Origin of the sequence: Synechococcus sp. WH 8101 (assembly GCF_004209775.1) — a bacterium.
Lineage (GTDB): Bacteria > Cyanobacteriota > Cyanobacteriia > PCC-6307 > Cyanobiaceae > Synechococcus_C.
On the sequence record NZ_CP035914.1, the window covers coordinates 2,501,138 to 2,524,613 of the forward strand.

Here is a 23,476-nt window from a genome sequence, read left to right on the forward strand (position 1 = left end):
CTGATGTTCAGCGGCCAACACCGAGCAGGTCGTGGCCAATGAACACCAGCGTGAACAGCACAAAGAACACCAGCCCCAGCCAGCACAACCCCCGCATCCAGGGTCCGTAGCGGTGCTCCAGCGGCACCAGGGCACTGTTCATCGTGTCCATCGCCATCCAGGCGAACAGCGGGGCGGTGACAAAGCTGCCGGTCATCGCTCCGAACACAAAATCCGTGACCCCCACACCACCGCTGGATGCAAGCAACAGGGCCAGCACGGAGGCGAGGAAGTGGAGCACAACCCAGAGCGCCAGGCGGCGCCGCTGAGGACCCGGCGCCGAATCGCCCCGATCCTTGCCCTGGAGCAGGCCCTGAATCGCCGAAATGCTGCGCGGATAGGCATCCAGACAGGTGAGGGTGGTGCTGAACATGGCCGAGAACGCAGCCGGAATGATCACCCAGGCGGCCCAGCCGCCCATCGCTTCGGTGTAAAGCCGGATCAGCTTCTGCGCAAACGACACGCCACTGCCGGAGAGCATGCCGTCACCGGTGCCGTACATGGTGTAGGCACCAAGAATCACGAAGAACAGGGCCGTCGCCACCGTGACGGCGTAGCCCAGATTGAAGTCAAATTCCGCCTCCTGGCGGCTGGCGGTGTGATGACTGTCGCGGGCGCGCGAGAACATCCACAGCGATGGCCACACACACATCTCCACCGGCCCCGGCATCCAACCCATCAGAGGGATCAGAAAACCGAGGTTGGCCCAGGTCCAGGGGCTGGGATCGGCAGCGGTCCAGCTACTGGCCACATCCGCCACGGGCCCGCGGAGCAGCAGGGTGAAGGCCGCGACGCCGGTGAGCAGGGTGAGCAGCGCCACCAACACTTTCGAGATCCGGTCGAGGGCGCGGTAATGCCCCAGGAGGAGCAGGAGCGCACTGACCAGCAGCACGGCAATCGCCAGGCCATAGGGATCGAAGCCGGCAAGCACCGGAACATTCGTGAGCAGAAGCCCGGCCACGAAGCTCACCGCGGCGATGGTGAGCGTGCCCGTCACCAAGCTCACGATCAGATACAAAGGCAGATAGGCGCGGCTGCGGGCCTGAAATCCCTCCAGCAGCGACTGCCCCGTGGCCGCCGTGAAGCGACTGCCCACCAGCAGAAACGGGTACTTGAGCAGGTTGGTGAGCAGGATCAGGCCCACCAGGGCAAAACCGAAACGGGCGCCGGCGGTGGTGGACGACATCAGATGGGAGCCGCCGATGCAGGCCCCTGCCAGCAGAATTCCCGGCCCCAGGCTCTGACGCAATCCGCGCCAGCCCCGGTCAACGGTTGTGGTCATGATCGCCAGCGCACGGACGGCCATCTTCCGTTGCCGCCCCACCACTCGCCATCAGGCCGCCTGGGCGGCGATGTAACGCGCGAGCGTCGGCCAGGTCTGAAAACGGGAGCTGTTTCTACAGTCAACGTTCGCCGCACGCAATGGGATGGCAGCTGCCACCGGCCGACTCAGCCTGCAGTGCGAGGTGATCGGGGCCGACACCACCACGATCCGCTCGCTCGACTGGGACCGCAGTCGCTTCGACATCGAATTCGGCCTGCGCAACGGCACCACCTACAACAGCTTCCTGGTGCGGGGTGAGCGCACCGCCCTGATCGACAGCAGCCACCTCAAGTTTGAGAGCACCTGGCTGCCGCTGGTGCAGGAGCAGATCGATCCGAAAGCGATCGATCACCTGATCGTGAGCCACACCGAGCCGGATCATTCGGGGCTGATCGGGCATCTGATCGACCTCAACCCCGAGATCGAGATCGTGGCCTCGAAGGTGGCGATCCTGTTCCTGGAGAACCAGGTGCATCGCCCCTTCAAAAGCCGGGCGGTGAAGAGTGGCGAGGAGCTCGATCTAGGCACCAACCCGGCCAGCGGCGTGCAGCACCGCTTCGAGTTTTTGAGCGCCCCCAACCTGCACTGGCCCGACACGATCTTTTCCTTCGATCACGGCACCGGCATCCTTTACACCTGCGACGCCTTCGGCCTGCACTACTGCTCCGACGAGGTGTTTGATCTGGACCCAGGCGCAATCGCACCGGACTTCCGCTTCTATTACGACTGTCTGATGGGCCCCAATGCCCGCAGCGTGTTGCAGGCGCTCAAGCGCATGGATGGCCTGCCGGAAATCCACACCATCGCCGTGGGGCATGGCCCGCTGCTGCGCCACCATCTCAGCCACTGGATCAGCGATTACCGCGACTGGAGCAGTGTGCGCAGCCAGGGGGAGAGCTACGCCGCCGTTTGCTATCTCAGCCAATACGGCTTCTGCGACCGGCTCAGCCAGGCGATCGCCCACGGCATCGGCAAGGCGGAAGCTCAGGTGCAGCTGGTGGACCTGCGCGCCACCGATGCCCAGGAACTCACGGCCCTGATCGGTGATGCCAAAGCGGTGGTGGTGCCCACCTGGCCGGCGGAAGCCGACAGCGACCTCCAGGCCTCCATCGGCACCCTGCTGGCGGCATTGCATCCCAAACAGCTGGTGGGCGTGTATGACGCCTTCGGCGGCAATGACGAACCAATCGATGCCGTGGCAAGCCAACTGCGCAGCCAAGGCCAGAAGGAAGCGTTCGCGCCGCTCCGCATCCGCCAGCTTCCCGATGGACAGGACTACCAGCGCTGCGAAGAGGCCGGCACCGACCTGGGGCAGCTGCTGACGCGTGACAAGGCGATCGCAGCAATGAAAAGCCTCGATGGTGATCTCGACAAAGCCCTGGGGCGCCTCAGTGGTGGCCTCTACGTGGTGACGGCGAGCCAGGGGGAGAACGGCAGCCGCCGCCGCAGCGCCATGGTGGCCAGCTGGGTGAGCCAGGCCAGCTTCTCACCACCGGGTCTGACGATTGCTGTCGCCAAAGACCGGGCGATCGAAACCCTGATGCAGGTGGGCGATCGCTTCGTGCTGAATGTGCTGCGCGACGACAACCACCAACCGCTGCTGCGGCACTTTCTCAAGCGCTTTCCACCGGGTGCCGATCGCTTCGCCGGCGTCAACACCCTGGAAGGCGTGGCCGCCGGCGGCCCGGTGCTCGGCGATGCGCTCGCCTACCTGAGCTGCCGCGTTGACCAACGCATGGAGGGTCCTGACCACTGGATCATCTACGCCGTGGTGGAGCAGGGGAACGTGGCAGATGCCGACGCCCGCACCGCCGTTCACCACCGCAAAGTGGGGAACCACTACTAATGACCACTGCCAGCGCCAGCCTTCAAGACAGTTCCGGCAGGGAGGTGATCGACCTGCCGCTCGACCGGGGCCTCGTCGCCCTGAGGGGATTGAGCCCCCAGCGCCTGCGCTTCGAGCTCGAATATTCCCTCGAGCGCGGCAGCACCGCCAATAGCTTTCTGTACGCCGCCGGCACAGACGCCGATGGGCAGCCCTGTACGGCCGTTCTGGTGCATCCACCCGGTGTCGCCTACGCCGAGGTGTTTCTGCCCGCCCTCGCCCGCCACCTCTCCACGACAACACTCCCTGCAGAGACCCAGGCGCTGCAGGTGGTAGTGGGCCATGTGAACCCCAACCGGGTGGCCCTGCTGCACAAGTTGGCGGAGCACTACCCCGGGTTGGAACTGATCAGTTCGAACCCGGGCGCCAAGCTGCTGGAGGAGCTCTGGCATCAACGCAAACCCCTGCCTCCAGGGGACGACGACCACCGCCCCCCCCTGCCGGCGCTGCCCACGCTGCGGGTGATCCGCCAGGAGACGACCCTGCCTTTGGCGGAGGGTCGCCGGCTGCTGCTGCTTCCCGCTCCCACCCCGCGCTGGCCGGGCGGCCTCCTGGCCTTCGAGGAATCGGACGGCCTGCTGATGAGCGACAAGTTCTTCGCCGCCCACCTCTGCACCAGCACCTGGGCCGAAACCAGCCGCAACGACACTGAAGAAGAACGACGCCACTTCTACGACTGCCTGATGGCCTCGATGGCCACCCAGGTGGACAGCGTGGTGGAACGGCTCGAGGAACTCGACATCCGCACGATCGCGCCCGGCCACGGGCCGGCGATCGAAGCCAGCTGGCGCAGCCTGCTCAGCGACTACCGCCGCTGGGGTGAACGCCAGCACAAGGCAGCTCTCACGGTGGTGCTGCTGTTCGCCAGCGCCTACGGCAACACCGCCGCAATCGCCGATGCCCTCGCCCGCGGCGTCGGACGCACGGGCGTGCGCGTCACCAGCCTCAACTGCGAATTCACGCCCGCCGACGATCTGGTGCAGGCGATCCGCAAAGCCGACGCGATCCTGATCGGCTCACCAACCCTGGGGGGCCATGCGCCGACCCCGATCGTCTCCGCCCTGGGCACCGTGCTGGCGGAGGGGGATCGCAGCAAACCGGTAGGCGTGTTCGGCAGCTTCGGCTGGAGTGGCGAAGCCCTCGATCTGCTTGAGAGCAAGCTGCGCGATGGCGGCTTCAGCTTCGGCTTCGAACCGATCCGGATCAAATTCAGCCCCGATGCCGCCACCGTCCGCACCCTGGAGGAGACGGGCACGCGATTCGCCAGGCAACTGCAACAAGAGCGCCGCAAGCAACAGCGCCGCTCGGCCGGAGGCCTAAGCGAAAGCCGCAGCGACCCGGCCGTGCTGGCTCTGGGCCGGGTGGTGGGGTCGCTCTGTGTGCTCACCGCCCGTAAGGGGACAGCGGACACCAGCCAGACCGGCGCCATGGTGGCCAACTGGGTGAGCCAGGCCAGCTTCACCCCACCGGGCATCACGGTGGCCGTGGCCAAGGATCGGGCCGTGGAAGCGCTCCTGCACAAGGGCGATCGCTTCGCCCTCAACGTGCTGGCGGAGGGGCGCGAAAGCGCACCGATGAAGCAATTCCTGCGCCCCTTTGCGCCCGGAGACGATCGCTTCGCAGGGCTGGATTTGTCGAGCAGTCCGGCGGACCAGCCCCTGCTGCCGGACGCCCTGGCCTGGCTCGAAGCAGAGGTGAAACAACGGATGGAATGCGGCGATCACTGGCTGATCTATGCCGAAGTCCGAGAGGGCGGCGTGCTGGACAGCGACGGACAAACCGCCGTACACCATCGTCGCAGTGGCGCCAACTACTGAGCCGAGGGACGGCCTGGACCACACTCTCCACACCAGCCCCTGAAGGCCAACTCATACTCGTTATGAGTTCGGTTAAGCTGTTGCTGTTGCTTCCCACCCAGTCATGGACCTGAACAACGCGGCCACCCACGCCAACCTCGAAGCCGCCTTCGGTGGCGAGAGCATGGCCAACCGCAAATATCTCTTCTTCGCCGATGTGGCCAAGAAGCTCGGCAACACCGAACTGGCCAAACTCTTCCGCGACACCGCCGCCCAGGAAACCGAGCACGCCTTCGCCCACTTCCGCCTGCTCCACCCCGAGCTGGTGATCGACGATCCGGCCAGCCTCAGCGACGAAGCCAAGCAGGCGATGCTGGCCCGCTGCCTGGAACTGGCCATCGAAGGTGAAACCTACGAGTACACCACCATGTACCCCGAGTTCGCCGCCCAGGCCCGCAGCGATCGTGATAGCGGTGCCGAAGCTGAATTCAACGACCAGATCGACGAATCCAAGGAACACGCCGGCATGTTCCGCACCGCCGCCAAAAATTTCGGCCTACTTGCACCGGTCGAGCAGCATCATGCTGAGCGCTACGGCGTCGCCCTCGAAGCGCTGCAAGGCAAGGGTGAGGCCGGAGAGGCCGATGAACCGGTGGCCGGCCTCTGGATCTGCAAGGTGTGCTCGATGATCTACGACCCCGCCCAGGGTGACCCCGACTCCGGCATTGCTCCAGGCACGCCCTTTGAAGCGATTCCCGACGACTGGACCTGCCCGATCTGCGGCGCCCGCAAGGCCAGCTTCGTTCCCTATCGGGAAGCCGAACTGAAAGTCGCCTGAGTCCGCGCGGCAGCCCGGCCTATTTTCAGCCCCAGCACCCCTTCACGCGATGTCTGCCACCAGCCCCGATCTCCTGGTGATCACCGCCAGCAATGGTGAAAACCTCAAACTGGCGCAGCGCTTCGTGGAGCAGGCCCAACAGCTGGGGCAACAGGCCGAGCTGCTCGATCTCACCAGCCTCGATCTGCCCCTCTACACCCCCCGGGCCCAGGAGAAGGGAACGCCGGCAGCCGTCGCTCCCCTGCAGGAGCAATTGATGGCGGCGCCGCGCTGGGTGATCTGCGCCCCTGAATACAACGGATCCATCCCCCCCTCCCTCACCAACGCCATCGCCTGGTTGTCGGTGCAGGGGGATGACTTCCGCACCCTGTTCAACGGTCGGCCGATCGCCATGGCCACCTTCTCGGGAGGCGGGGGCATGGCCCTGCTCCATGCCCTGCGCATCCAGCTCACCCATCTCGGCGCCGAAGTGGTGGGACGCCAACTGCTGAGCAACTACGCCAAGCCGGCGAAGGACGACAGCCTCCAGGATCTGCTCCAACGCCTGATCCAGAAACAGCCTCTGCAAGTCTGAGCCCCTCACCCTGAACCCAGCCATGGTGTCTGCGCTGCCCTCCCCACAACCGCTGTTCCGCCCAGCCGCTGAACGCTTCCACAGCAGCCTTGACTGGCTCGACTCCTGGCACAGTTTTTCCTTTGCAGGCCACCACCACCCCGACTGGATGGGCTACGGCCCACTGCGGGTGATCAACGACGACACCATCGCCGCCGGTCGGGGCTTCGGCATGCATCCCCACCGCGACATGGAGATCATCACCGTGATGGTGGAGGGGGAACTGACCCACACCGACTCCATGGGTCACAACGCCGTGCTGCGGGCAGGGGAAGTGCAGCGCATGAGTGCCGGCACCGGCATCGTGCACAGCGAAATCAACCAGAGCCCCGATCCCTGCAGGCTGCTGCAAATTTGGATTGAGCCGACCCAGACCGGCCTCAGCCCCGCCTATGAGCAACAGCCGATGCCAACGGGATCGGGATGGACCCTTCTGCTGGACCCGGATCGCAAGGATGGTGCCCTAGCGATCGCTCGCCCTGTTCGGCTGTGGCGTGCTCAGGTGGAGGCGGGCGACAAGCTGGATTGGCCCATAGACCTGACAGGTTCGGGCTGGCTTCAGGTCATCGACGGTCAGCTCACGCTGAACGCAGCAGCAGCAACGCTGCCTGCCCAGCTGCGTCGCGGTGATGGCCTCGGCTTCACGAACGATTCGATTCCTGGAAGCGGCCTGGAAGCTCTGGAGGCCAGTGATCTGCTGCTGTTTGCACTGGCCTGAAGCCAACGGAACGCAACACCGCGTGAATGCGATCCCGAAGATTATCGAAAGTTCAGCACCACACCAGATGTGGTGGTTTGAAATGGCTTCGACACGATTTGTCCCGCTGCGATGGGAACCGCCACAGAATCAAGACCCGCGGTGCGCTACCGGGGCTTTCTTCTGTTGACACAAGCGAATGGAACCTGGCTGGTGAGGCCCGAACGCAGTCCGATGACACTGCTGCCTTTTCGCACACCCACCTGCTCGTTGGAGGATGTCAAGGCCCTAGTGGACTGGCGTTTATCTGAAAGCACCAGCCGGATCAGGTCGGCCTGATCCGAACGCGTCAGCGCAACGCGCTACCTCAGGCGGCCTGCGGCGGCGGGGTGGGCGAACCGAGAGGCTGAAATGGGAGCACCAGGGTGGCCCAACGCTCCGGACGGCCGGGGCGCTCACGGCGAGCCTGGCGCACCCCGAAAGGCACGCGCACGACGTTGGTGCCCTCCACTTGCAGGGTATGACCCCGCTGAAGAGCCGCTTCGAGACAATCCGGTAGCTCCGGAACTTTGGTCACTGGAGTGGTGGCTGGAGTGCGCTTGCTGGCCATGTCCCCTCGACAAGGTTGCTGATGCCGCACAGTGTGGTGATGCACAAACACTGCGGCTGAAATCGGCAATGATTATTTCCGATTTCGGTGAAAATTTACCCTGCCGGTTGGACTGCCGCCAGCTCTTCAACAGACGGACAGGTGCAGATCAGATTGCGATCGCCGAAGGCATTGTCGATCCGGGCCACATGGGGCCAGAACTTGGCCTCCCGTTGATTGGGCATTGGATACGCCGCCTCAGTCCGCGTATAAGGACGATCCCAGTGGTCAGCGGTCACCGCAGCCAGGGTGTGTGGCGCACGCTTGAGAGGATTGTTCTGGGAATCCATCTGGCCGGATTCAATCGCAGCCGCCTCGGCACGAATCGCGATCATGGCGTCGCAGAAGCGATCCAGTTCCGGCAGGCTTTCACTCTCTGTGGGCTCCACCATCACCGTTCCCGCCACCGGCCAGCTCACCGTGGGCGCATGGAAGCCGTAATCCATCAAGCGCTTGGCGATATCGTCCACATCCAGGCCAGCGGAACGCTTCAGATCACGCAGATCAAGAATGCACTCATGGGCCACGAGGCCAGCGTCACCGCGAAACAGCACCGGGTAGTGGTCGCCGAGCCGATGGGCGAGGTAATTGGCCGATAACAGTGCCACAGCTGACGCCCGCCGCAGACCACGGGGCCCCATCAAACGCAGATACATCCAGCTGATCGGCAGGATGCCCGCACTTCCCCAGGGTGCGGCGGACACGGGCGAAATCGCCTGGTTGCCGCCACAGGCCACCAGGGGGTGACCGGGCAGAAAGGGTTGGAGGTGAGCCGCCACGCCGATCGGACCGACCCCGGGACCTCCACCACCATGGGGAATGCAGAAGGTTTTATGCAGGTTTAGATGGCAGACATCAGCCCCATAGACACCGGGCCGGCAGAGACCCACCTGGGCGTTGAGGTTGGCGCCATCGAGATACACCTGACCACCGTGCAGATGCACGAGATCGCAGATCTCGCGGATCCGAGTTTCGAACACCCCATGCGTTGAGGGATATGTGACCATCAGGGCCGCCAGGGAGGCACTGTGTTGCTCTGCCTTGGCCCGCAGATCTTCCACATCCACATTGCCCTGCGCATCACAGGCCACCGGCACGACGCGCAGGCCGGCCATCACCGCACTGGCGGGATTGGTGCCATGGGCGCTGGTGGGAATCAAACAGACATCGCGATGGGCGTCCTGGCGGGAGCGATGCCAGGCCCGGATCACCAGCAAACCGGCATACTCCCCCTGGGAACCGGCGTTGGGCTGCAATGACACAGCGGCAAAGCCGGTGAGAGCAGCCAGCCAACCTTCCAGATCGTCGACCAGCTGCTGCAAACCGCGACACTGCTCCGCTGGCGCAAATGGATGCAGGCCAGAGAATGAGCGCCAGCTCACCGGCACCAGTTCAGCCGCCGCATTGAGCTTCATGGTGCAGCTCCCCAGGGGGATCATGCTGTGCACCAGCGAAAGATCGCGGCTCACCAGCCGCTGGATGTAGCGCAGCAGCTCGGTTTCGCTGCGGTAGCGCTGGAACACCGGCTGTTGGAGCCAGCGGCCGCGGCGCAGGGGAAGCTCGGGAAGAGCTTGTTCCAGATCGACACTCTCCGGTGTCGTTGCCAGAGAATCCAGTGCCGGTACGGGCTGATCGACCGCCTCCGCCAGCACGGTCAACAGCGCCTGCAGCTCGCCTGGTTCGGTGAGTTCATCGAGGCTGAGTCCAAAGCCCTCCGCCTGCTCCGGAGGAGCGCCATCGGGCAGCACGCGCAGATTGAAGCCGCGCTCGCTCGCCCGTTGATGCACGGCGGGGGCCAGGGGAGTGACCACATCGAAGCCATCAAAGCGGGGGGCCTGAGGCAACGGATACCCGAGGGCCACCAGACCCCGCTCCAATGCGATGCGCTGCCCCACCAGGCGCCGGGCGATCGCCGCGAGGCCATCCGGGCCGTGATGAATCGCATAAAACGACGCCATCACTGCCAGCAGCACCTGCGCAGTGCAGATGTTGCTGGTGGCCTTGTCGCGGCGGATGTGTTGTTCACGGGTCTGCAGAGCCAGGCGCAAGGCCGGGCGCCCTTCCGCATCCACCGACTGGCCGACGATCCGGCCGGGCACCTGACGCTTGTAGCTCTCACGGGTGGCAAAAAAGGCGGCATGGGGACCGCCGCCAGCCATGGGCACGCCGAAGCGCTGGGCGCTGCCCACGGCAATGTCAGCTCCGAGTGAGCCGACGGGAGCGAGCAGCACCTGGGCCAGGGGATCAATCGCCACGGTGGCCAGAGCACCGTGCGCATGGGCCGCCGTGATCAGCGCCGATGGATCCCAGAGATGGCCGTTGCGACCGGGCAGTTGCAGCAGCACCCCGAACACGTCCTCATCCCAGCGGAAGGCGTCAGGCTCACCAATCTCCAGGCTGATCCCCAGCGGCACGGCCCGGGTCTCAAGAACCGCCAAGGTCTGTGGCAGGGCGGCCGCATCCACCAGGAAGCGACGGGCCTGCGGGCGCTTGCACACAGCCAAACTGAGGCTCATCGCCTCAGCGCAGGCTGTGCTCTCATCGAGCAAGGACGCATTGGCGATCGGCAGCCCGGTGAGCTCGCTGATCAGGGTCTGAAAGTTGAGAAGAGCCTCCAACCGCCCCTGGGCAATCTCAGCCTGATACGGGGTGTAGGCCGTGTACCAGGCCGGATTCTCCAGCACATGACGCTGAATCAGAGCCGGCGTCGCTGTGTCGTGATAGCCGAGTCCGATCAGAGAACGATGCAGACGATTCGCGGAAGCGATCTCGCGCAGCTCCGCCAGAGCCTGTGCTTCAACCACACCCTCGGGCATGGCCTGCAGCGGCGGCTCGGCATCGAGGATGTCGGCGGGCACCACCGCCCGCACAAAGGCGTCCAACGACTCAAAGCCGAGAACCTGGAGCATGCGCTGCTGTTGCTCCGGATCAGGGCCGAGATGCCGCTCCACAAAGGGCGACAGCCTGTGTTGCTCAATAGCTTCTGCAGACGCGGCGCAGCGCTGTTCCAGAAGGGTCACGGCCTTTGAGCAGCAGGCGCGACTGTAGGGAACGGAACCGCAGACCGTCTGCCGTTCAGGAAGCGGCGATCTTGGTGGTGTAGGTGGCCGCATCCATCAATTCAGCCAGCTGCGATGTGTCAGCAGGGCGAATCACCAGCAACCACCCCTCCCCATGGGGGTCGTTCTGCAGTTCTTCCGGGCTCGCCAGCACCGCTTCATTGCGCTGCACCACTTCACCGCTAAGGGGGGCATACATGTCTTCCACCGCCTTCACCGACTCCACCGATCCGAACCCGGTGCCGCGATTCAGGCTGGCACCCACATCAGGGAGATCGACAAAGACGATGTCGCCGAGCTGATCCACCGCAAAGGCACTGAGGCCCACCCGCACCAGATCGCCATCGAGGTAGGCATATTCATGGCTGTCGGCGAAGCGGAACTGGTCAGGAAAATCGAAGGCCATCGGGCCAGAAGCGGGCAGACACTTCACCCAGTGTGGGGTAGATCCACCAGTCGTGCCTCCTCGAGCGCCACCAGCGCTCGGATCAGAGCCAGTTCGAGATGGCTGCGATGGGTGCCGCCCTGCACATACAAATTGAAGGGCTCCCGCAGAGGAGCATCGGCGGAAAACTCACTGGTGCTGCCGTCGATGAAGGTGCCGCCGGCCATCACCAGATCACTGGCATAGCCGGGCATGGCCGCGGGCACCGGATCGAGATAGGCGCCCACCGGGGAGCAGGCCTGAAACGCTCGGCACACCACCTTGAGAGCTTCGGGATCACCGAGCTGCACCGCCTGAATCAGATCGCTGCGGTGTTCACCCGGAGAGGGTTGCACCGGATAGCCCAGGGCCGCGAAGGTGCCAGCCACCAGCTCGGCGCCGATGAGCGCTTCCGCCACCATCTGCGGGGCGAGAAACAGCCCCTGCAGGATCAGTCGGTGCAGGTCAAATCCGGTGCCACCCTCACTGCCGATGCCAGGGGCGGTGAGCCGACAGCAGGCCCGTTCCACCAGATCGGCGCGACCGGCCACATAACCACCGGTGGGCGCCAGAGTGCCCCCCAGATTCTTGATCAGGGAGCCGGCGATCAGATCGGCACCGACAGCGGGCGGCTCCCGCTCCTCCACCAGCTCGCCATAACAGTTGTCGACGAAGCAGACACACTCCGGCTGGCGGGCATGAATGCGCTGGCACACCGTCTCGATCTGAGCGATCGAAACAGACGGCCGCCAGCTGTAGCCGCAGCTGCGCTGAATCAGGATCAGGCGGATGGGCTGGTCCAGGGCCTGATCCAGCGCCTGCAGATCAAGCGAACCATCGGGGTTCAGATCGCATTCGGCGTAATCGACACCGAAATCGACCAGGGACCCCTGCCCCTCTCCGCGCAGGCCGATCACCTCCTCCAGGGTGTCGTAGGGCCGCCCAGTGATCGACAGCATCCGATCCCCGGGGCGCAGCACCCCGAACAGGGCGGCGGCGATGGCATGGGTGCCACTGACGAACTGCAGGCGCACCGCTGCTTGTTCCGCCCCCAACACCCGCGCGAAGACCCGATCGAGCACCTCACGCCCCTGATCACCATGGCCGTACCCGGTGAGGGAGGCGAAATGCTGGGTGCCAACCCGCTCCGCCGCGAAGGCCGCCAGGATCCGCTCCAGACGCAACCTCACCCCGGCCGTGCGGGCGGCGGCAGCGGGCGCCTGTTGCGCCACCACACGCTGCACCAATGCGCGGGCCCGCGCCTCGGGCGAACCAGAAGGCCAAGCATCGGAACTTGAAAGCATCAATCGCTGCGTCTCGCTGCTGCATCCGTTGCTCTTCTACATTCTCAGCTCCAACCCAACGCCTGATCGCCGCGGCATTCACCGCAGCGACCAACGATTCGGTTCGTGGAGTTTTCCTTGGTCACAACCCCTTTGGCGTCTGCCGCCACCGATCGCGAGCTGCGCATGCGTGCGGCGGTGATGGCACCCCGGGGCCCCTTGCCTCGCCGGCAGCGACGCATCAAATGGGGCACCACCAGTTTCATGCTCACCATGCATGTGCTGGCCACCGTCGCCCTCCTGCCCCGGTTCTGGAGCTGGCAAGGCGTTGTGGCTCTGGCGGTGCTCTATTGGATGACCGTGCTGGGGGTGACCCTCGGCCTGCACCGCCTGGTCGCCCACCGCAGCCTCAGCGTGCCCCGCTGGCTGGAGCGCACCCTGGTGATCATGGGAACCCTGGCCTGCCAGAGCGGACCGATCGAATGGGTGGGCCTGCATCGTCATCACCACCGCTTCTCCGACCAACCCAACGACCACCACGACGCCGCCCGCGGCCTCTGGTGGAGTCACAGCGAGTGGATGCTGCACGACATCCCCGCTCTGGAGCACATCGACCGCTATGCGGGCGACCTCCAGGCCGACCCCTTCTATCGCTGGCTCGATCGCTGGTTCCTGCTGCTGCAGATTCCCCTGGGCCTGGCCCTCTACGCCTACGGCCAGATGGCCGACGTGCATGGTGGCGGCCTGGGGTTGGTGCTCTGGGCGATTCCGCTGCGCCTGGTGATCGTCTATCACGTCACCTGGCTGGTGAACTCGGCCACCCACGCCTGTGGCTACCGCAATTTCGATTGCCCCGACCTCTCCCGCAATTGCTGGTGGGTGGCCCTGCTCTCATTCGGCGAGGGCTGGCACAACAACCATCACGCCCATCCGGCCAGCGCCCGCCATGGTCTGCGCTGGTTTGAACTCGACATCACCTGGCTGCACATCCGCCTGCTGCGCCGACTGCGCCTGGCCCACCGCATCCGCCAGGCCCGTTATGCGCCCTCAGAGCTGCCCTGAGCGTTGGCGTCCATCGCTGCAGCCCGCTCCCGCAGCTGGGCCAGAAACCCCTCGGCCCCTCGCTGACTGGATCCACCCAGCCTTTCATAGGTGGCATGCAGGTCGAGGAGTTCCCCGTCGAGCTCCTCAGCGGAGTAATCACGCAAACCGGCCATCACGGCCGCGAAACGCTCGCGCCGCTGCGTCTTGCTGGGGGGATAGGCCTGCATCACCTGATCGCGGCACTGGCGCCAGGACTGCCCGCTGCAGAGCAGATCGGCGAGGGCCGCACTGAGGGCCACGCCCTCCCGGGCATCGATCCGCCAGTCGAACCCAGGAGGCAGCGGTGCCAGCCCCACGAAGATCTCCAGCAGATCGCCGGCACCGAGCGCCCGACCGGCGCTGTTGCGCATCGGTTCCCGCCCGGCTTCCAGCACCTGCAGCAATTCCGGGTGCACCTCCTGCAGATGCTCCCGAAGCGGCTCCAGGCCGGCCTCAAGCACCGCGTTGGCCTGGCCGAGGGCGAGGAACACTTCCGGGCCGGGCGACGCGAGCTTGCCGTTGCGGAGATTGGAGATCTGGGAGTTGTGCACCCGACCGAGATCCAGGGTTTCGGCCAGGGCAGGCAAGACCTTGTGCGACCAACCATTGCGTTCATGCCAGACGTGCACGAGGTGCGCCATCGCCCGGCGCCCCTGGGCCAAACGCTCTCGGTAACCATTGGTCACAGAGTCAGGATAAAGATCAGCTTCGACCACTTGATACGGATACTGATTGCCTGTAGCTTATCGGTAGTCAAAGGAACAAGCCATGGTCTCCAGCGTGATTACAACGCCATCACCGCCGAGCCGACCAGCCGCGCCGGCCGTTGCCCTCAAGAAAGCGGCCGCCCTGCACCAACCTCGCAAAGGCGAAGCACCCGTCAGCCTTGATCTGGGCAAGCGCTGGGGAACCATGGGCTTCATGATCGCGATCCACGTGCTCGCCATCGTCGCCCTTCTGCCCGGATTCTGGAGCTGGCAAGCGGTCGCCACCCTGCTCGTTCTCTACTGGGTCACCGCCTGTCTGGGGGTGACGATCGGCTATCACCGCCTGCTCTCCCACCGCTCCTTCCGCGTACCTCACTGGCTGGAGCGCTTCTTCGCCACCTGTGGCGCCCTGAGCTGCCAGCACGGTCCAATCGACTGGGTGGGGCTGCACCGCCACCATCACAAGTTTTCGGATACGGATGCGGATCACCACAACAGCCATCGCGGCTTCTGGTGGAGCCACATGGGTTGGATGTTCGAGCCCATCCCGGCCATGCAGGCCGTGCCACGGATGACCGGTGATCTGGCTAGCGACCCCTACTACCGCTGGCTCAACAACAACTTCCTGTTGCTGCAACTGCCCCTGGCCGGCCTGCTCTTCTGGATTGGCACGGTCACCGGTGCCGGCGGCTGGGCCCTGGTGCTGTGGGGCATCCCCCTCCGACTGGTGCTCGTGTATCACATCACCTGGTTGGTGAATTCCGCCACCCACTGCTGGGGTGAGGTGGTGTACGAGAGCGGCGACGCCTCACGCAATAACAAGTGGGTGGCCGCGCTCACCTTTGGTGAGGGCTGGCACAACAACCACCACGCCTTCCCCCATTCCGCACGCCACGGTCTCCAACCCGGACAGATCGACCTCACCTGGCAGCACATTCGCTTGATGCGGGCCCTTGGCCTCGCCACCAAAATCCGCCTGCCGGTCGCGTCCTAAGCTGATCGATCGCTCATCTGTCCCCGTCCGCAACCGATAGCCATGGCCAAGCGCGTTCAAGTCGTTCTGAATGAGGACGTTCTCAGCCTCGGTCGGGATGGGGATCTGGTGGAAGTGGCCCCCGGCTACGCCCGCAACTTCCTGCTCCCCTTCGGCAAAGCGGTTCCCGTGACGCCGGCCGTGATGAAGCAGGTGGAGCACCGCCGCGCCAAGGAAGCAGAACGTCAGGCCGCCCTCAAGCAGGAGGCCATGGCGTTCCGCACGGCACTCGACACCATCGGTCGTTTCACCGTCAAGAAGCAGACCGGTGGAGACGATGTGCTGTTCGGCACCGTCACCAATGGCGATGTGGCCGAAGCGATCGAAGCCGCCACCAAGAAAGAGGTGGATCGTCGTGACATCAGCGTGCCCGACATCCACCGCACCGGCTCCTACAAGGTGCAGGTGAAGCTCCACAGCGACGTCACCGCTGAAATCAACCTGGAAGTGGTCAGCTACTGATCCGAGGGTGCGTCAGAGTGGGCTTTCGCTTTTGAGCCCACAACGCCATGGTGAGCGTTCCCCTCAACGAACCAGGCGGCGAGTCCGCCGGAGGGGGGCGCCGTGGCTTCGGCCAGGGGCGAAGGAGGGATGAACCCAATTTCGAAGCGCTGCCCGACTCGATTCCACCCCAAAACCTGGAGGCGGAAGAGGCGGTTCTGGGCGGCATCCTGCTCGACCCCGATGCCATCGGTCGTGTGGCCGATGTGTTGCAGCCGGAAGCCTTTTATCTCGGTGCCCATCGGGAGATCTACCGCACAGCGGTGATGCTCCACAGCCAGGGCAAACCCACCGATCTCACTGCCATGACCGCCTGGCTCGCGGATACCGGCGCCTTGGAGAAAGTGGGCGGCAGCGGCCGGCTGGTGGAGTTGGTGGAACGGGTGGCCACCACAGCATCGATCGAGCAGGTGGCCCGTCTGGTGATGGACAAGTTCCTGCGCCGCCAGCTGATCCGATCAGGCAATGAGGTGATCCAGCTCGGCTTCGACCAGAGCCTGCCGATGGACCAGGTGCTTGACCAGGCCGAACAAACAATTTTTGCGATCAGCCAGGAGAAGCCATCCAAGGGGCTGACGCCCACGGCCGAGATCCTCACCAGCACGTTCAACGAGATCGAGAGCCGCTCCCTCGGCACCTCGGTGGCGGGCATCCCGGTGAACTTCTACGACCTGGATGCCATGACCCAGGGCCTGCAGCGCAGTGACCTCATCATCGTGGCGGGACGGCCGGCCATGGGCAAAACCTCGATCGTGCTCAACCTGGCCAAGAACGTGGCGCAGCTGCACAACCTGCCGGTGTGCGTGTTCTCCCTGGAGATGAGCAAAGAGCAGCTCACCTACCGGTTGCTCTCGATGGAAGTGGGCATCGAAGCCGGGCGCCTGCGCACCGGTCGTCTGCAACAGGAGGAGTGGCCCCTGCTGGGCCAGGGCATCAACACCCTCGGCCAACTGCCGATCTACATCGACGACAAGCCCAACTCGGGCGTGCTCGAGATGCGGTCGCTCTGCCGCCGACTCATGGCGGAACAGGGCAGGGATCTGGGGCTGGTGGTGATCGATTACCTGCAGCTGATGGAGGGATCGACCCCAGACAACCGGGTGCAGGAGCTCTCGCGGATCACCCGGGGGCTGAAGGGGATGGCCCGGGAACTGAACGTGCCGGTGATCGCCCTCTCCCAGCTCAGCCGGGGCGTGGAGTCGCGCACCAACAAACGACCGATGCTCAGCGACCTGCGCGAATCGGGCTCAATCGAGCAGGACGCCGACCTAGTGCTGATGATCTACCGCGACGAGTACTACAACCCGGAAACCCCCGACCGGGGCATCACCGAAGTGATCGTGACCAAGCACCGCAACGGCCCAGTCGGCACGGTGAAACTGCTGTTCGAGCCCCAGTTCACCCGCTTCCGCAACCTGGCGGCGTGAGTCGTTTCCGATACTGGTGGGATGACGCCCAGCCCAGCCCCCACTGAAGTCTTCGACCTGATCGTCGTGGGGGGTGGCCATGCCGGCTGCGAAGCCGCCATCACCGCCGCTCGGCTGGGCTTGAACACGGCCCTGTTCAGCCTCAACCTCGACCGCATCGCCTGGCAGCCCTGCAATCCGGCCGTGGGCGGACCGGCCAAGAGCCAGCTGGTGCACGAAGTGGATGCCCTCGGTGGCGTCATCGGTCGTTTGGCCGATGCCACGGCGATTCAGAAACGCATCCTCAATGCCAGTCGCGGCCCGGCCGTCTGGGCCCTGCGCGCCCAGACCGACAAGCGCCAGTATTCCCGTCAGATGCTGCAACTGCTGCAGCACACCCCCAATCTGGCCCTGCGCGAAGCGATGGTGACGGGCCTGGAAATCGAAGGCGATCCCGCAGGCGGTGGCGACGACTGGGATCCGCGGCAAGGACCGGCCGCGCGCATCACCGGCGTGCGCACCTATTTCGGCAGCGTTTACGGCGCCAAGGCCGTCGTGCTCACGGCCGGCACCTTCTTAGGGGGGCGCATCTGGGTGGGCCATCAATCGATGGCGGCTGGCCGCGCCGGTGAGCAGGCCGCCGAAGGTCTCACCGAAGCGCTCCAGCAACTCGGCTTCCACACCGACCGCCTCAAGACCGGCACCCCCGCCCGCGTCGACCGGCGCAGCATTGCCCTCGATCAACTCGAAGAGCAACCCAGCGATGCCGCCGACCGTTTCTTTTCCTTTGACCCGGCGGCCTGGGTCAGCGGTGAACAGATGAGTTGCCACATCACCCGCACCACAGCCGCCACCCACCAGCTGATCAAAGACAATCTGCATCTCACCGCCATCTACGGCGGCGTGATCGACAGCAAAGGCCCGCGCTACTGCCCCTCAATCGAAGACAAGATCGTGCGCTTTGCCGATAAAGACAGCCACCAGATCTTCCTGGAGCCCGAGGGACGCGACACCCCGGAGATCTACGTGCAGGGCTTCTCCACCGGCCTGCCCGAGCCGATCCAACTGCAACTGCTGCGCAGCCTGCCGGGGCTGGAACAGTGCGTGATGCTGCGGGCGGCCTATTCGGTGGATTACGACTACCTGCCGGCCACCCAGCTGCTGCCCTCGCTGGAAACCAAGCGGGTGGAGGGCCTCTTCAGCGCCGGCCAGCTCAATGGCACCACCGGCTACGAGGAAGCCGCGGCCCAGGGCCTGGTGGCCGGTCTCAACGCCGCCCGCCGCATTCGCGGCCAGGAGCCGGTGCACTTCCCCAGGGAAGGCAGCTACATCGGCACGATGATCGATGACCTGGTGAGCAAAGATCTGCGCGAGCCCTACCGGGTGCTCACGAGCCGCAGTGAGTACCGGCTGGTGCTGCGCGGCGATAACGCCGACCGCCGTCTCACACCTCTGGGCCGGGAGCTGGGGTTGATCGACGACCGCCGCTGGCACCTCTTCCAGGAGAAACTGGCGGCGCTCGAGGGCGAAACACAACGCCTGGAACGGCAGCGGCTCAAGGTGAGCGATCCGGTGGCGCCTGCGGTGGAAGCGGAAACCGGCGCACCGATCAAAGGATCGATCACCCTGGCGGATCTACTGCGTCGCCCGGGCATGCACAGCGCCGATCTGGTGCGCCACGGCCTGGCCGATGCCGGCCTCCCCCTGCCGGTGCGCGAAGGCGCCGAGATCGACATTAAATACAGCGGCTATCTGCAACGGCAACAACAGCAGATCGATCAGGTGAAGCGCCAAGGACAACGCCGCCTGCCGGCGGATCTGGACTACACCAACATCGGCACCCTCTCGCGGGAGGCACGGGAAAAACTCGCGGCCGTGCGTCCGATCACCCTGGGGCAGGCCAGCCAGATCCCAGGCGTCAGCCAGGCCGACCTCACCGCTCTCCTGGTGTGGCTGGAACTGCAGCAACGCCGTCGCCAGCCTGGCGCGTCAGACCTCGCCTCCACGCCAGCCTCTCGATAGCGTTGCAGCAGACAATGGTCTGCGGTGCCACCACGCCTTTCCACCTCCAGGGCCTACTGGAACCTGCGTGCCGAGCAGGTGATGGATCGGGTGTTCAGCGATGGTGAGCGAACGCTCGAGGCGGTGCAGGTGCGGGTGGATCCTGCGCCCCTCAACGTTGAACCCACAGAACACACACCCCCTGAATCCAGAACAACGGGCTGGTGGCACCGACGGCTGCTACTGCTGCTTTTTGCCGTCCCCACGGTCACGAGTGTGGCCATCAGCCTCTGGCTGGCCCGGAATTGGCACACCACACAGGCAGCCCTGAATCGTGAACGGGATCTGCAGCTGATCGAACGGGTGCGCAACCTACCGCCCACCACGGCGGAGCCCCAACCTGCCACCGCGACCGCCGCGACCGCCGGCGACCCCATCCAGCTCCCCGCCAGCCTGGAGCCGGTGATGATTCCACTGCCGGCCGGTCCCCTTCCCAGCGACCAAGCCCCGGCGGCAGAAAGCCCGGTGACAGCCAGCCCGTCAGTCGCCACCACTCCGCGCACTGACACCGCTCCGCTACCGGCTGCTGCACCGGAACCGCTGCTGGTGGGGGTGGTGCATGCGGGAGGTGGCAAGGGCTCGGCGATTTTCCGGCTCGACCAGCTCTCCCTCTCGGCCACCCCCGGCGAGCTGATCGGCAACAGCGGCTGGCGCCTCCACTCCGTGCAGGCCAGTGGTGCGGTGATTGAACGCCAGGGCCAGCAGCGCAACCTCACGGTGGGAGGCGCCTTCTGAGCAACGCCTCAGCCCTGCTGCCCTCACCGGAACCACTCTGGGACGCTGCTACCGCGGCGGTGATCGGCGGCGACGGCCCCTGGGATCTACCCGGGCCCTGGCGCCTGCTGTTGCTAGGAGACGGCAGCCCCACCCGCCATCTACGCCTGCTCACAGGTCATCCGGTGGCCGTGCGCCTGATCGCCATGGAGGCCGATGTCACCATGGCAGGGGCCCCACGGGAAGTGCGGGAGCTGCGTCATCCCCTCCTGCGTCGCCAGGTGTGGCTCGCCTGCGGCGGTCAGACCCTGGCCTGGGCCGAGAGCTGGTGGAATCAGACCGAGGCCGACCAGCACCTGCAGGACCGCAATCTGCCGATCTGGCTGAGCCTCACCCAGGGGCGTTCGGAACTGTTCCGCGAGGTGGATGGGCTCGCCCTGGTGCAAAGCCCCTGGCTGGAGACGGGCTTCGCTGCAACCGGACCGTTCTGGAGCCGCCACTACCGCTTCTTTCGCCAGGGTCGGGAGCTGACGGTGATCCGGGAGGTGTTCAGCCCTGCTCTGGAACAGTGGCTGGGCCCAGCGCCACGGGACGCACTTCACCTGGCGTCATGAAGGAATGGGTCGGATTGTCCCGTTTTCCTCTTGACAACTTGCGGGTAAATATGCTGCCCCCATCATGGTGGCAACCGCCCACCCGATCCGATGGCACACCGCACCTGGCTGAGCCTCTCCGAACTGGGGCAGCTCTTCGGTATTTCCTCCCGTCACTGTGAACGAGCCCTCGACCAGGCGGGCTGGCTCGACCGCCATGGCCGGCCCACCCCAGCCGCCATCGAAGCCGGCGCCGCCTCGCTTCAGGGACCCCAATGTCATCCCCGCGGCTGTCGCTGGAATGGAGAGGTCTGCCGTGACCTGCTGATGACCCGGGGCTACAAGCCGGTCAGTCGTGATCAACACGTGAAGCAGTGGGTGGCTCTTCTGGAGGCGATGAACGAGGGATCGGCCGCCATCAATGCCACCGCCGATCAGATGGCGGAGGATCTCCCCGCTGAGCTGGTCGACGACGTCAATGCCCAGCTCAGTCAGCGAGGCTGCACGTATCAGGCCAGGCGCAGGGCTTCCGCCTGCTGACGGGCCTTCTCCAACTGCTCCCGCAGGCTCTCCTCATCGGCATGGCTCAGGCTCGTCTGAATCAGACGGGCGTGGGGAGCATGGCGACGCAACTTCTCGATCACCCGATCGGCCGTTGCCTCACGCACCAGCAGGGCCAGCGCCGCCGTTCCCTTCGGCAGGGTCTCACCGAGATCGCGCAAGAACTGATCATTGATGCCCATATCGCTGAGGGCTCCCGAGGCGGCACCAGCGCCGGCTCCCACCGCCAGACCAAGCAAGGGATTGGCGAAAAGCAGACCCACCAACATGCCCCAGAAGCTGCCGCCCACCGCACCGGCGGCCGCCAGGTTGATCGCCTGCCGCAGGTGGACATGACCATCCTCGGCATGCTCGAGCACCACCGCATCCTCCAGCGCAATCAGGTGCTCCTGCTGAATGCCCACCAGCTCACGCCGGACGTCTTCGGCCTCCTCCACCTTGGGGAAGCCCACCACCACAAGATTGCTCATCAGGCCCAACGCAGGTGCCCGAAGACTAAGCACACCAACAGAGACTGCTCAGTCGCGGCGGCGACTCGACCGGGGCAGGGAGCGACGACTGGCAGGCGCCGGCTCCACCGGAGCCCGTCGGGGTTGGGAACGCTCGACGGGCCGCTGCCAGCGATCCACCCGGAAGTCGCTCTCCTCGGGCCAGGCGTCATCCGGCCAAGCGTCATCCCGGGTCACAGCTGGCTGAAGCGACTGAGGCGTGGGGGGAATCCGGGCGGGTTGTCGCCTGGAAATCGCCTCCAGCGGACGTTTGGCTCTGGACGGCGAAGCCATCGATCGTTGCGGTGGCGTTGACGTCGGTAGAGAGGCATCGGACTGCCAGACGTCGCCGCCGTCATCCTCTTCATCGAGCAGCCAGTCGATCTTGTCGCCCACCCAGCGACCGACCGCATCGAGTCGGGCCGACGTCCCCCTGCCGGAGCGTCGACCGGGGCGTGTGCCAGCGACACCGTCCACGAACTGCCGTCCGGTTTCAAGCCACTGATCGAGGCGCTGCGCCTGTTGCCGTCTTGCATCCATGCCCTGACGTTACCGACGCCGGCGACGCAACCAACACTCCCGTCGCCAACCCACCAGGGCGATGCTGATTCCTCCGCACTGCAGCACCAGGAGAAACAGATCCATCTCAGCCATGCCGGCACTCGACGGCCTGGTCAGATGCTGGATCCCCACCCTCATAGGGCTCAAAGCGAAGCAGACAACTGGCATGCCAGCGGCCGCCATAGTGACGTTCACAACAGCGGCGACAAGCCGCCTGATGCAAACGACGCCGATAGGGCAGCTGATGACCGCAGCGGGGACAGACCGCAAGCCAGCGGGGCGGCGTGACCGGCACGGGAAAACGATGGCGGATGCTCACCACGAAGCGATCCTGTGCAGCGTTGATCGCAGCCATCCGCGCCCGGAACTGGGGTCCGTGGCTCTCGCGTCGGCCCAACACCAGATCCACCCAGGCATGAATCATCTCGTGGCAAAGCGTGCTTTCCGTGGCCGCCCTCGGTAACGGCTCCAACAAGGGCCGAGACAGGACAATCTCGCGACCCAAGGGGGGTGCCACCGCAGGGCCGCGGCGATACAAGCCGGCGGTGCGGGTCATGCGTCCATCACTCCAGCGCACGGCCAACAGAGGGTGCGGCCCCCGCACCAGGCTCCCGTCGAAGTGCTCACGGTTCAGACGATGAAATAGGGGGAGCAGGGGCTCCAGGGACACAAGACAGGACGGCACCGGTGGTCAGCAGTCAGTCAGACTCACTGCGCATCGTCAACTGCGTGCCGCGGATGGATCTGGCTCTGGTTCGGGAACTCGGAAGCAAGGCCCTGCTGGCCGGCGCTGGAGCCCTACTTCTCTACTGGACGATCACGGCGGTGAAGCTGGTGCTCAGCGCCCGCGGCATCAATCCTCTGATCAAGCAGTTCTTCACCCAGGTGGCGGCCGGACGCATCGATGCCGCCTATCTGCTCACCACCAAGACCTACCGCCAGCACGTGAACCGTCAACAGTTCATTCGTTTCCTCGCCGGACTGAAGCTGAATCGATTCCGCAACCTGAAATCGGGCCGGCCGCGCATGCAGGAAGGCAACATCATCCTCACCGTGAAACTGCTGGCCGACAACAAGGAGGAACTCCCCCTCGACTTCACGTTCACCAAAGTGGAGGAGTCGTGGCGCATCGAACGGATCAACCCGGTGAAGGCCTGATCC

General features: G+C 65.1%; 24 protein-coding genes. 15 read left to right on the top strand and 9 right to left on the bottom strand.

Going from position 1 to position 23,476, the window contains the following annotated elements; genetic code table 11:
- Positions 1-7: 7 nt before the first annotated feature.
- Positions 8-1,321, bottom strand: a complete 1,314-nt coding sequence (locus tag SynWH8101_RS13295; protein ID WP_130130163.1) for an NRAMP family divalent metal transporter — start codon at positions 1,319-1,321, stop codon at positions 8-10.
- 145 nt (positions 1,322-1,466) lie between these two features.
- Here SynWH8101_RS13295 and SynWH8101_RS13300 point away from each other — a divergent pair, with 145 nt between their 5' ends.
- From SynWH8101_RS13300 to SynWH8101_RS14485, 6 genes are all read left to right on the top strand, one after another.
- Entirely contained in the window at positions 1,467-3,209 is a 1,743-nt protein-coding gene (locus SynWH8101_RS13300) for a diflavin flavoprotein (RefSeq protein WP_130130164.1), read from the top strand.
- A complete protein-coding gene (locus tag SynWH8101_RS13305; protein WP_130130165.1) occupies positions 3,209-5,065 on the top strand; it encodes a diflavin flavoprotein in 1,857 nt (618 codons plus the stop codon). The genes SynWH8101_RS13300 and SynWH8101_RS13305 overlap by 1 nt, the downstream gene beginning before the upstream one ends.
- A 103-nt stretch (positions 5,066-5,168) precedes the next feature.
- Entirely contained in the window at positions 5,169-5,882 is a 714-nt protein-coding gene (locus SynWH8101_RS14565) for a rubrerythrin family protein (RefSeq protein ID WP_130130166.1), read from the top strand.
- Positions 5,883-5,931: 49 nt separating this feature from the next.
- Positions 5,932-6,456, top strand: a complete 525-nt coding sequence (locus tag SynWH8101_RS13315) for an NADPH-dependent FMN reductase (RefSeq protein ID WP_130130167.1) — start codon at positions 5,932-5,934, stop codon at positions 6,454-6,456.
- 22 nt (positions 6,457-6,478) lie between these two features.
- Positions 6,479-7,213 (top strand): pirin-like bicupin family protein, encoded by a 735-nt coding sequence (locus tag SynWH8101_RS13320; protein WP_130130168.1) that lies wholly within the window; start codon positions 6,479-6,481, stop codon positions 7,211-7,213.
- A 111-nt stretch (positions 7,214-7,324) separates the two neighbouring features.
- Complete coding sequence (locus tag SynWH8101_RS14485; protein WP_130130169.1) at positions 7,325-7,531, top strand: hypothetical protein; 207 nt, start codon at positions 7,325-7,327, stop codon at positions 7,529-7,531.
- A 28-nt stretch (positions 7,532-7,559) separates the two neighbouring features.
- Here SynWH8101_RS14485 and SynWH8101_RS13330 read toward each other — a convergent pair whose 3' ends face one another.
- The 4 genes from SynWH8101_RS13330 to SynWH8101_RS13345 all read right to left on the bottom strand — a co-directional run bounded on the left by SynWH8101_RS13330 (position 7,560) and on the right by SynWH8101_RS13345 (position 12,628).
- On the bottom strand, positions 7,560-7,802 hold the full coding sequence (locus SynWH8101_RS13330) for a hypothetical protein (RefSeq protein ID WP_130130170.1): 243 nt from the start codon (positions 7,800-7,802) through the stop codon (positions 7,560-7,562).
- A 95-nt stretch (positions 7,803-7,897) separates the two neighbouring features.
- A complete protein-coding gene (gene gcvP, locus SynWH8101_RS13335; RefSeq protein ID WP_130130171.1) occupies positions 7,898-10,861 on the bottom strand; it encodes an aminomethyl-transferring glycine dehydrogenase in 2,964 nt (987 codons plus the stop codon).
- Between the two features lie 55 nt (positions 10,862-10,916).
- The gene (gene gcvH, locus SynWH8101_RS13340; RefSeq protein WP_130130172.1) at positions 10,917-11,306 is read right to left on the bottom strand and encodes a glycine cleavage system protein GcvH; all 390 of its coding nucleotides are present in this window, start codon (positions 11,304-11,306) and stop codon (positions 10,917-10,919) included.
- A 23-nt stretch (positions 11,307-11,329) separates the two neighbouring features.
- Positions 11,330-12,628 carry an aminotransferase class I/II-fold pyridoxal phosphate-dependent enzyme gene (locus tag SynWH8101_RS13345; protein WP_130130173.1) on the bottom strand — a complete coding sequence of 433 codons (1,299 nt, stop codon included), beginning with the start codon at positions 12,626-12,628 and terminating at the stop codon, positions 11,330-11,332.
- 165 nt (positions 12,629-12,793) lie between these two features.
- On the opposite strand from SynWH8101_RS13345, the gene SynWH8101_RS13350 reads away from it, so the two are divergent.
- Positions 12,794-13,669 carry a fatty acid desaturase gene (locus tag SynWH8101_RS13350; RefSeq protein ID WP_174719562.1) on the top strand — a complete coding sequence of 292 codons (876 nt, stop codon included), beginning with the start codon at positions 12,794-12,796 and terminating at the stop codon, positions 13,667-13,669.
- On the opposite strand, the gene SynWH8101_RS13355 is transcribed toward SynWH8101_RS13350, so the two are convergent.
- On the bottom strand, positions 13,645-14,376 hold the full coding sequence (locus tag SynWH8101_RS13355) for a hypothetical protein (RefSeq protein WP_165380998.1): 732 nt from the start codon (positions 14,374-14,376) through the stop codon (positions 13,645-13,647). The genes SynWH8101_RS13350 and SynWH8101_RS13355 overlap by 25 nt on opposite strands.
- 82 nt (positions 14,377-14,458) lie before the next feature.
- Between SynWH8101_RS13355 and SynWH8101_RS13360 the strand changes: the two genes are divergently transcribed.
- The 7 genes from SynWH8101_RS13360 to SynWH8101_RS13390 all read left to right on the top strand — a co-directional run bounded on the left by SynWH8101_RS13360 (position 14,459) and on the right by SynWH8101_RS13390 (position 21,245).
- Positions 14,459-15,391 carry a fatty acid desaturase gene (locus SynWH8101_RS13360; protein ID WP_130130175.1) on the top strand — a complete coding sequence of 311 codons (933 nt, stop codon included), beginning with the start codon at positions 14,459-14,461 and terminating at the stop codon, positions 15,389-15,391.
- Positions 15,392-15,433: 42 nt separating this feature from the next.
- Positions 15,434-15,892 (top strand): 50S ribosomal protein L9, encoded by a 459-nt coding sequence (gene rplI, locus SynWH8101_RS13365; protein ID WP_130130176.1) that lies wholly within the window; start codon positions 15,434-15,436, stop codon positions 15,890-15,892.
- Positions 15,893-15,939: 47 nt separating this feature from the next.
- Entirely contained in the window at positions 15,940-17,358 is a 1,419-nt protein-coding gene (dnaB, locus tag SynWH8101_RS13370) for a replicative DNA helicase (RefSeq protein ID WP_130130177.1), read from the top strand.
- Positions 17,359-17,379: 21 nt separating this feature from the next.
- Positions 17,380-19,359 (top strand): tRNA uridine-5-carboxymethylaminomethyl(34) synthesis enzyme MnmG, encoded by a 1,980-nt coding sequence (gene mnmG, locus SynWH8101_RS13375; protein WP_130130178.1) that lies wholly within the window; start codon positions 17,380-17,382, stop codon positions 19,357-19,359.
- Positions 19,360-19,383: 24 nt separating this feature from the next.
- Positions 19,384-20,133 carry a hypothetical protein gene (locus SynWH8101_RS13380; protein WP_130130179.1) on the top strand — a complete coding sequence of 250 codons (750 nt, stop codon included), beginning with the start codon at positions 19,384-19,386 and terminating at the stop codon, positions 20,131-20,133.
- 14 nt (positions 20,134-20,147) lie between these two features.
- On the top strand, positions 20,148-20,726 hold the full coding sequence (locus SynWH8101_RS13385) for a chorismate lyase (RefSeq protein WP_174719563.1): 579 nt from the start codon (positions 20,148-20,150) through the stop codon (positions 20,724-20,726).
- A 90-nt stretch (positions 20,727-20,816) separates the two neighbouring features.
- A complete protein-coding gene (locus SynWH8101_RS13390) occupies positions 20,817-21,245 on the top strand; it encodes a hypothetical protein (protein WP_130130181.1) in 429 nt (142 codons plus the stop codon).
- Here SynWH8101_RS13390 and SynWH8101_RS13395 read toward each other — a convergent pair.
- The 3 genes from SynWH8101_RS13395 to SynWH8101_RS13405 all read right to left on the bottom strand — a co-directional run bounded on the left by SynWH8101_RS13395 (position 21,215) and on the right by SynWH8101_RS13405 (position 22,985).
- Positions 21,215-21,736: a DUF1269 domain-containing protein gene (locus SynWH8101_RS13395; protein ID WP_007101239.1), complete on the bottom strand. Its 522-nt coding sequence runs from the start codon at positions 21,734-21,736 to the stop codon at positions 21,215-21,217. The genes SynWH8101_RS13390 and SynWH8101_RS13395 overlap by 31 nt on opposite strands.
- Before the next feature lie 48 nt (positions 21,737-21,784).
- Complete coding sequence (locus SynWH8101_RS13400; protein ID WP_130130182.1) at positions 21,785-22,294, bottom strand: RNA helicase; 510 nt, start codon at positions 22,292-22,294, stop codon at positions 21,785-21,787.
- Positions 22,295-22,400: 106 nt separating this feature from the next.
- Entirely contained in the window at positions 22,401-22,985 is a 585-nt protein-coding gene (locus SynWH8101_RS13405; RefSeq protein WP_130130546.1) for a SprT family zinc-dependent metalloprotease, read from the bottom strand.
- A 68-nt stretch (positions 22,986-23,053) separates the two neighbouring features.
- Here SynWH8101_RS13405 and SynWH8101_RS13410 point away from each other — a divergent pair, with 68 nt between their 5' ends.
- Positions 23,054-23,473, top strand: coding sequence for a hypothetical protein (locus tag SynWH8101_RS13410; RefSeq protein WP_007101235.1), 420 nt, complete (start codon positions 23,054-23,056; stop codon positions 23,471-23,473).
- Positions 23,474-23,476 lie beyond the last annotated feature (3 nt).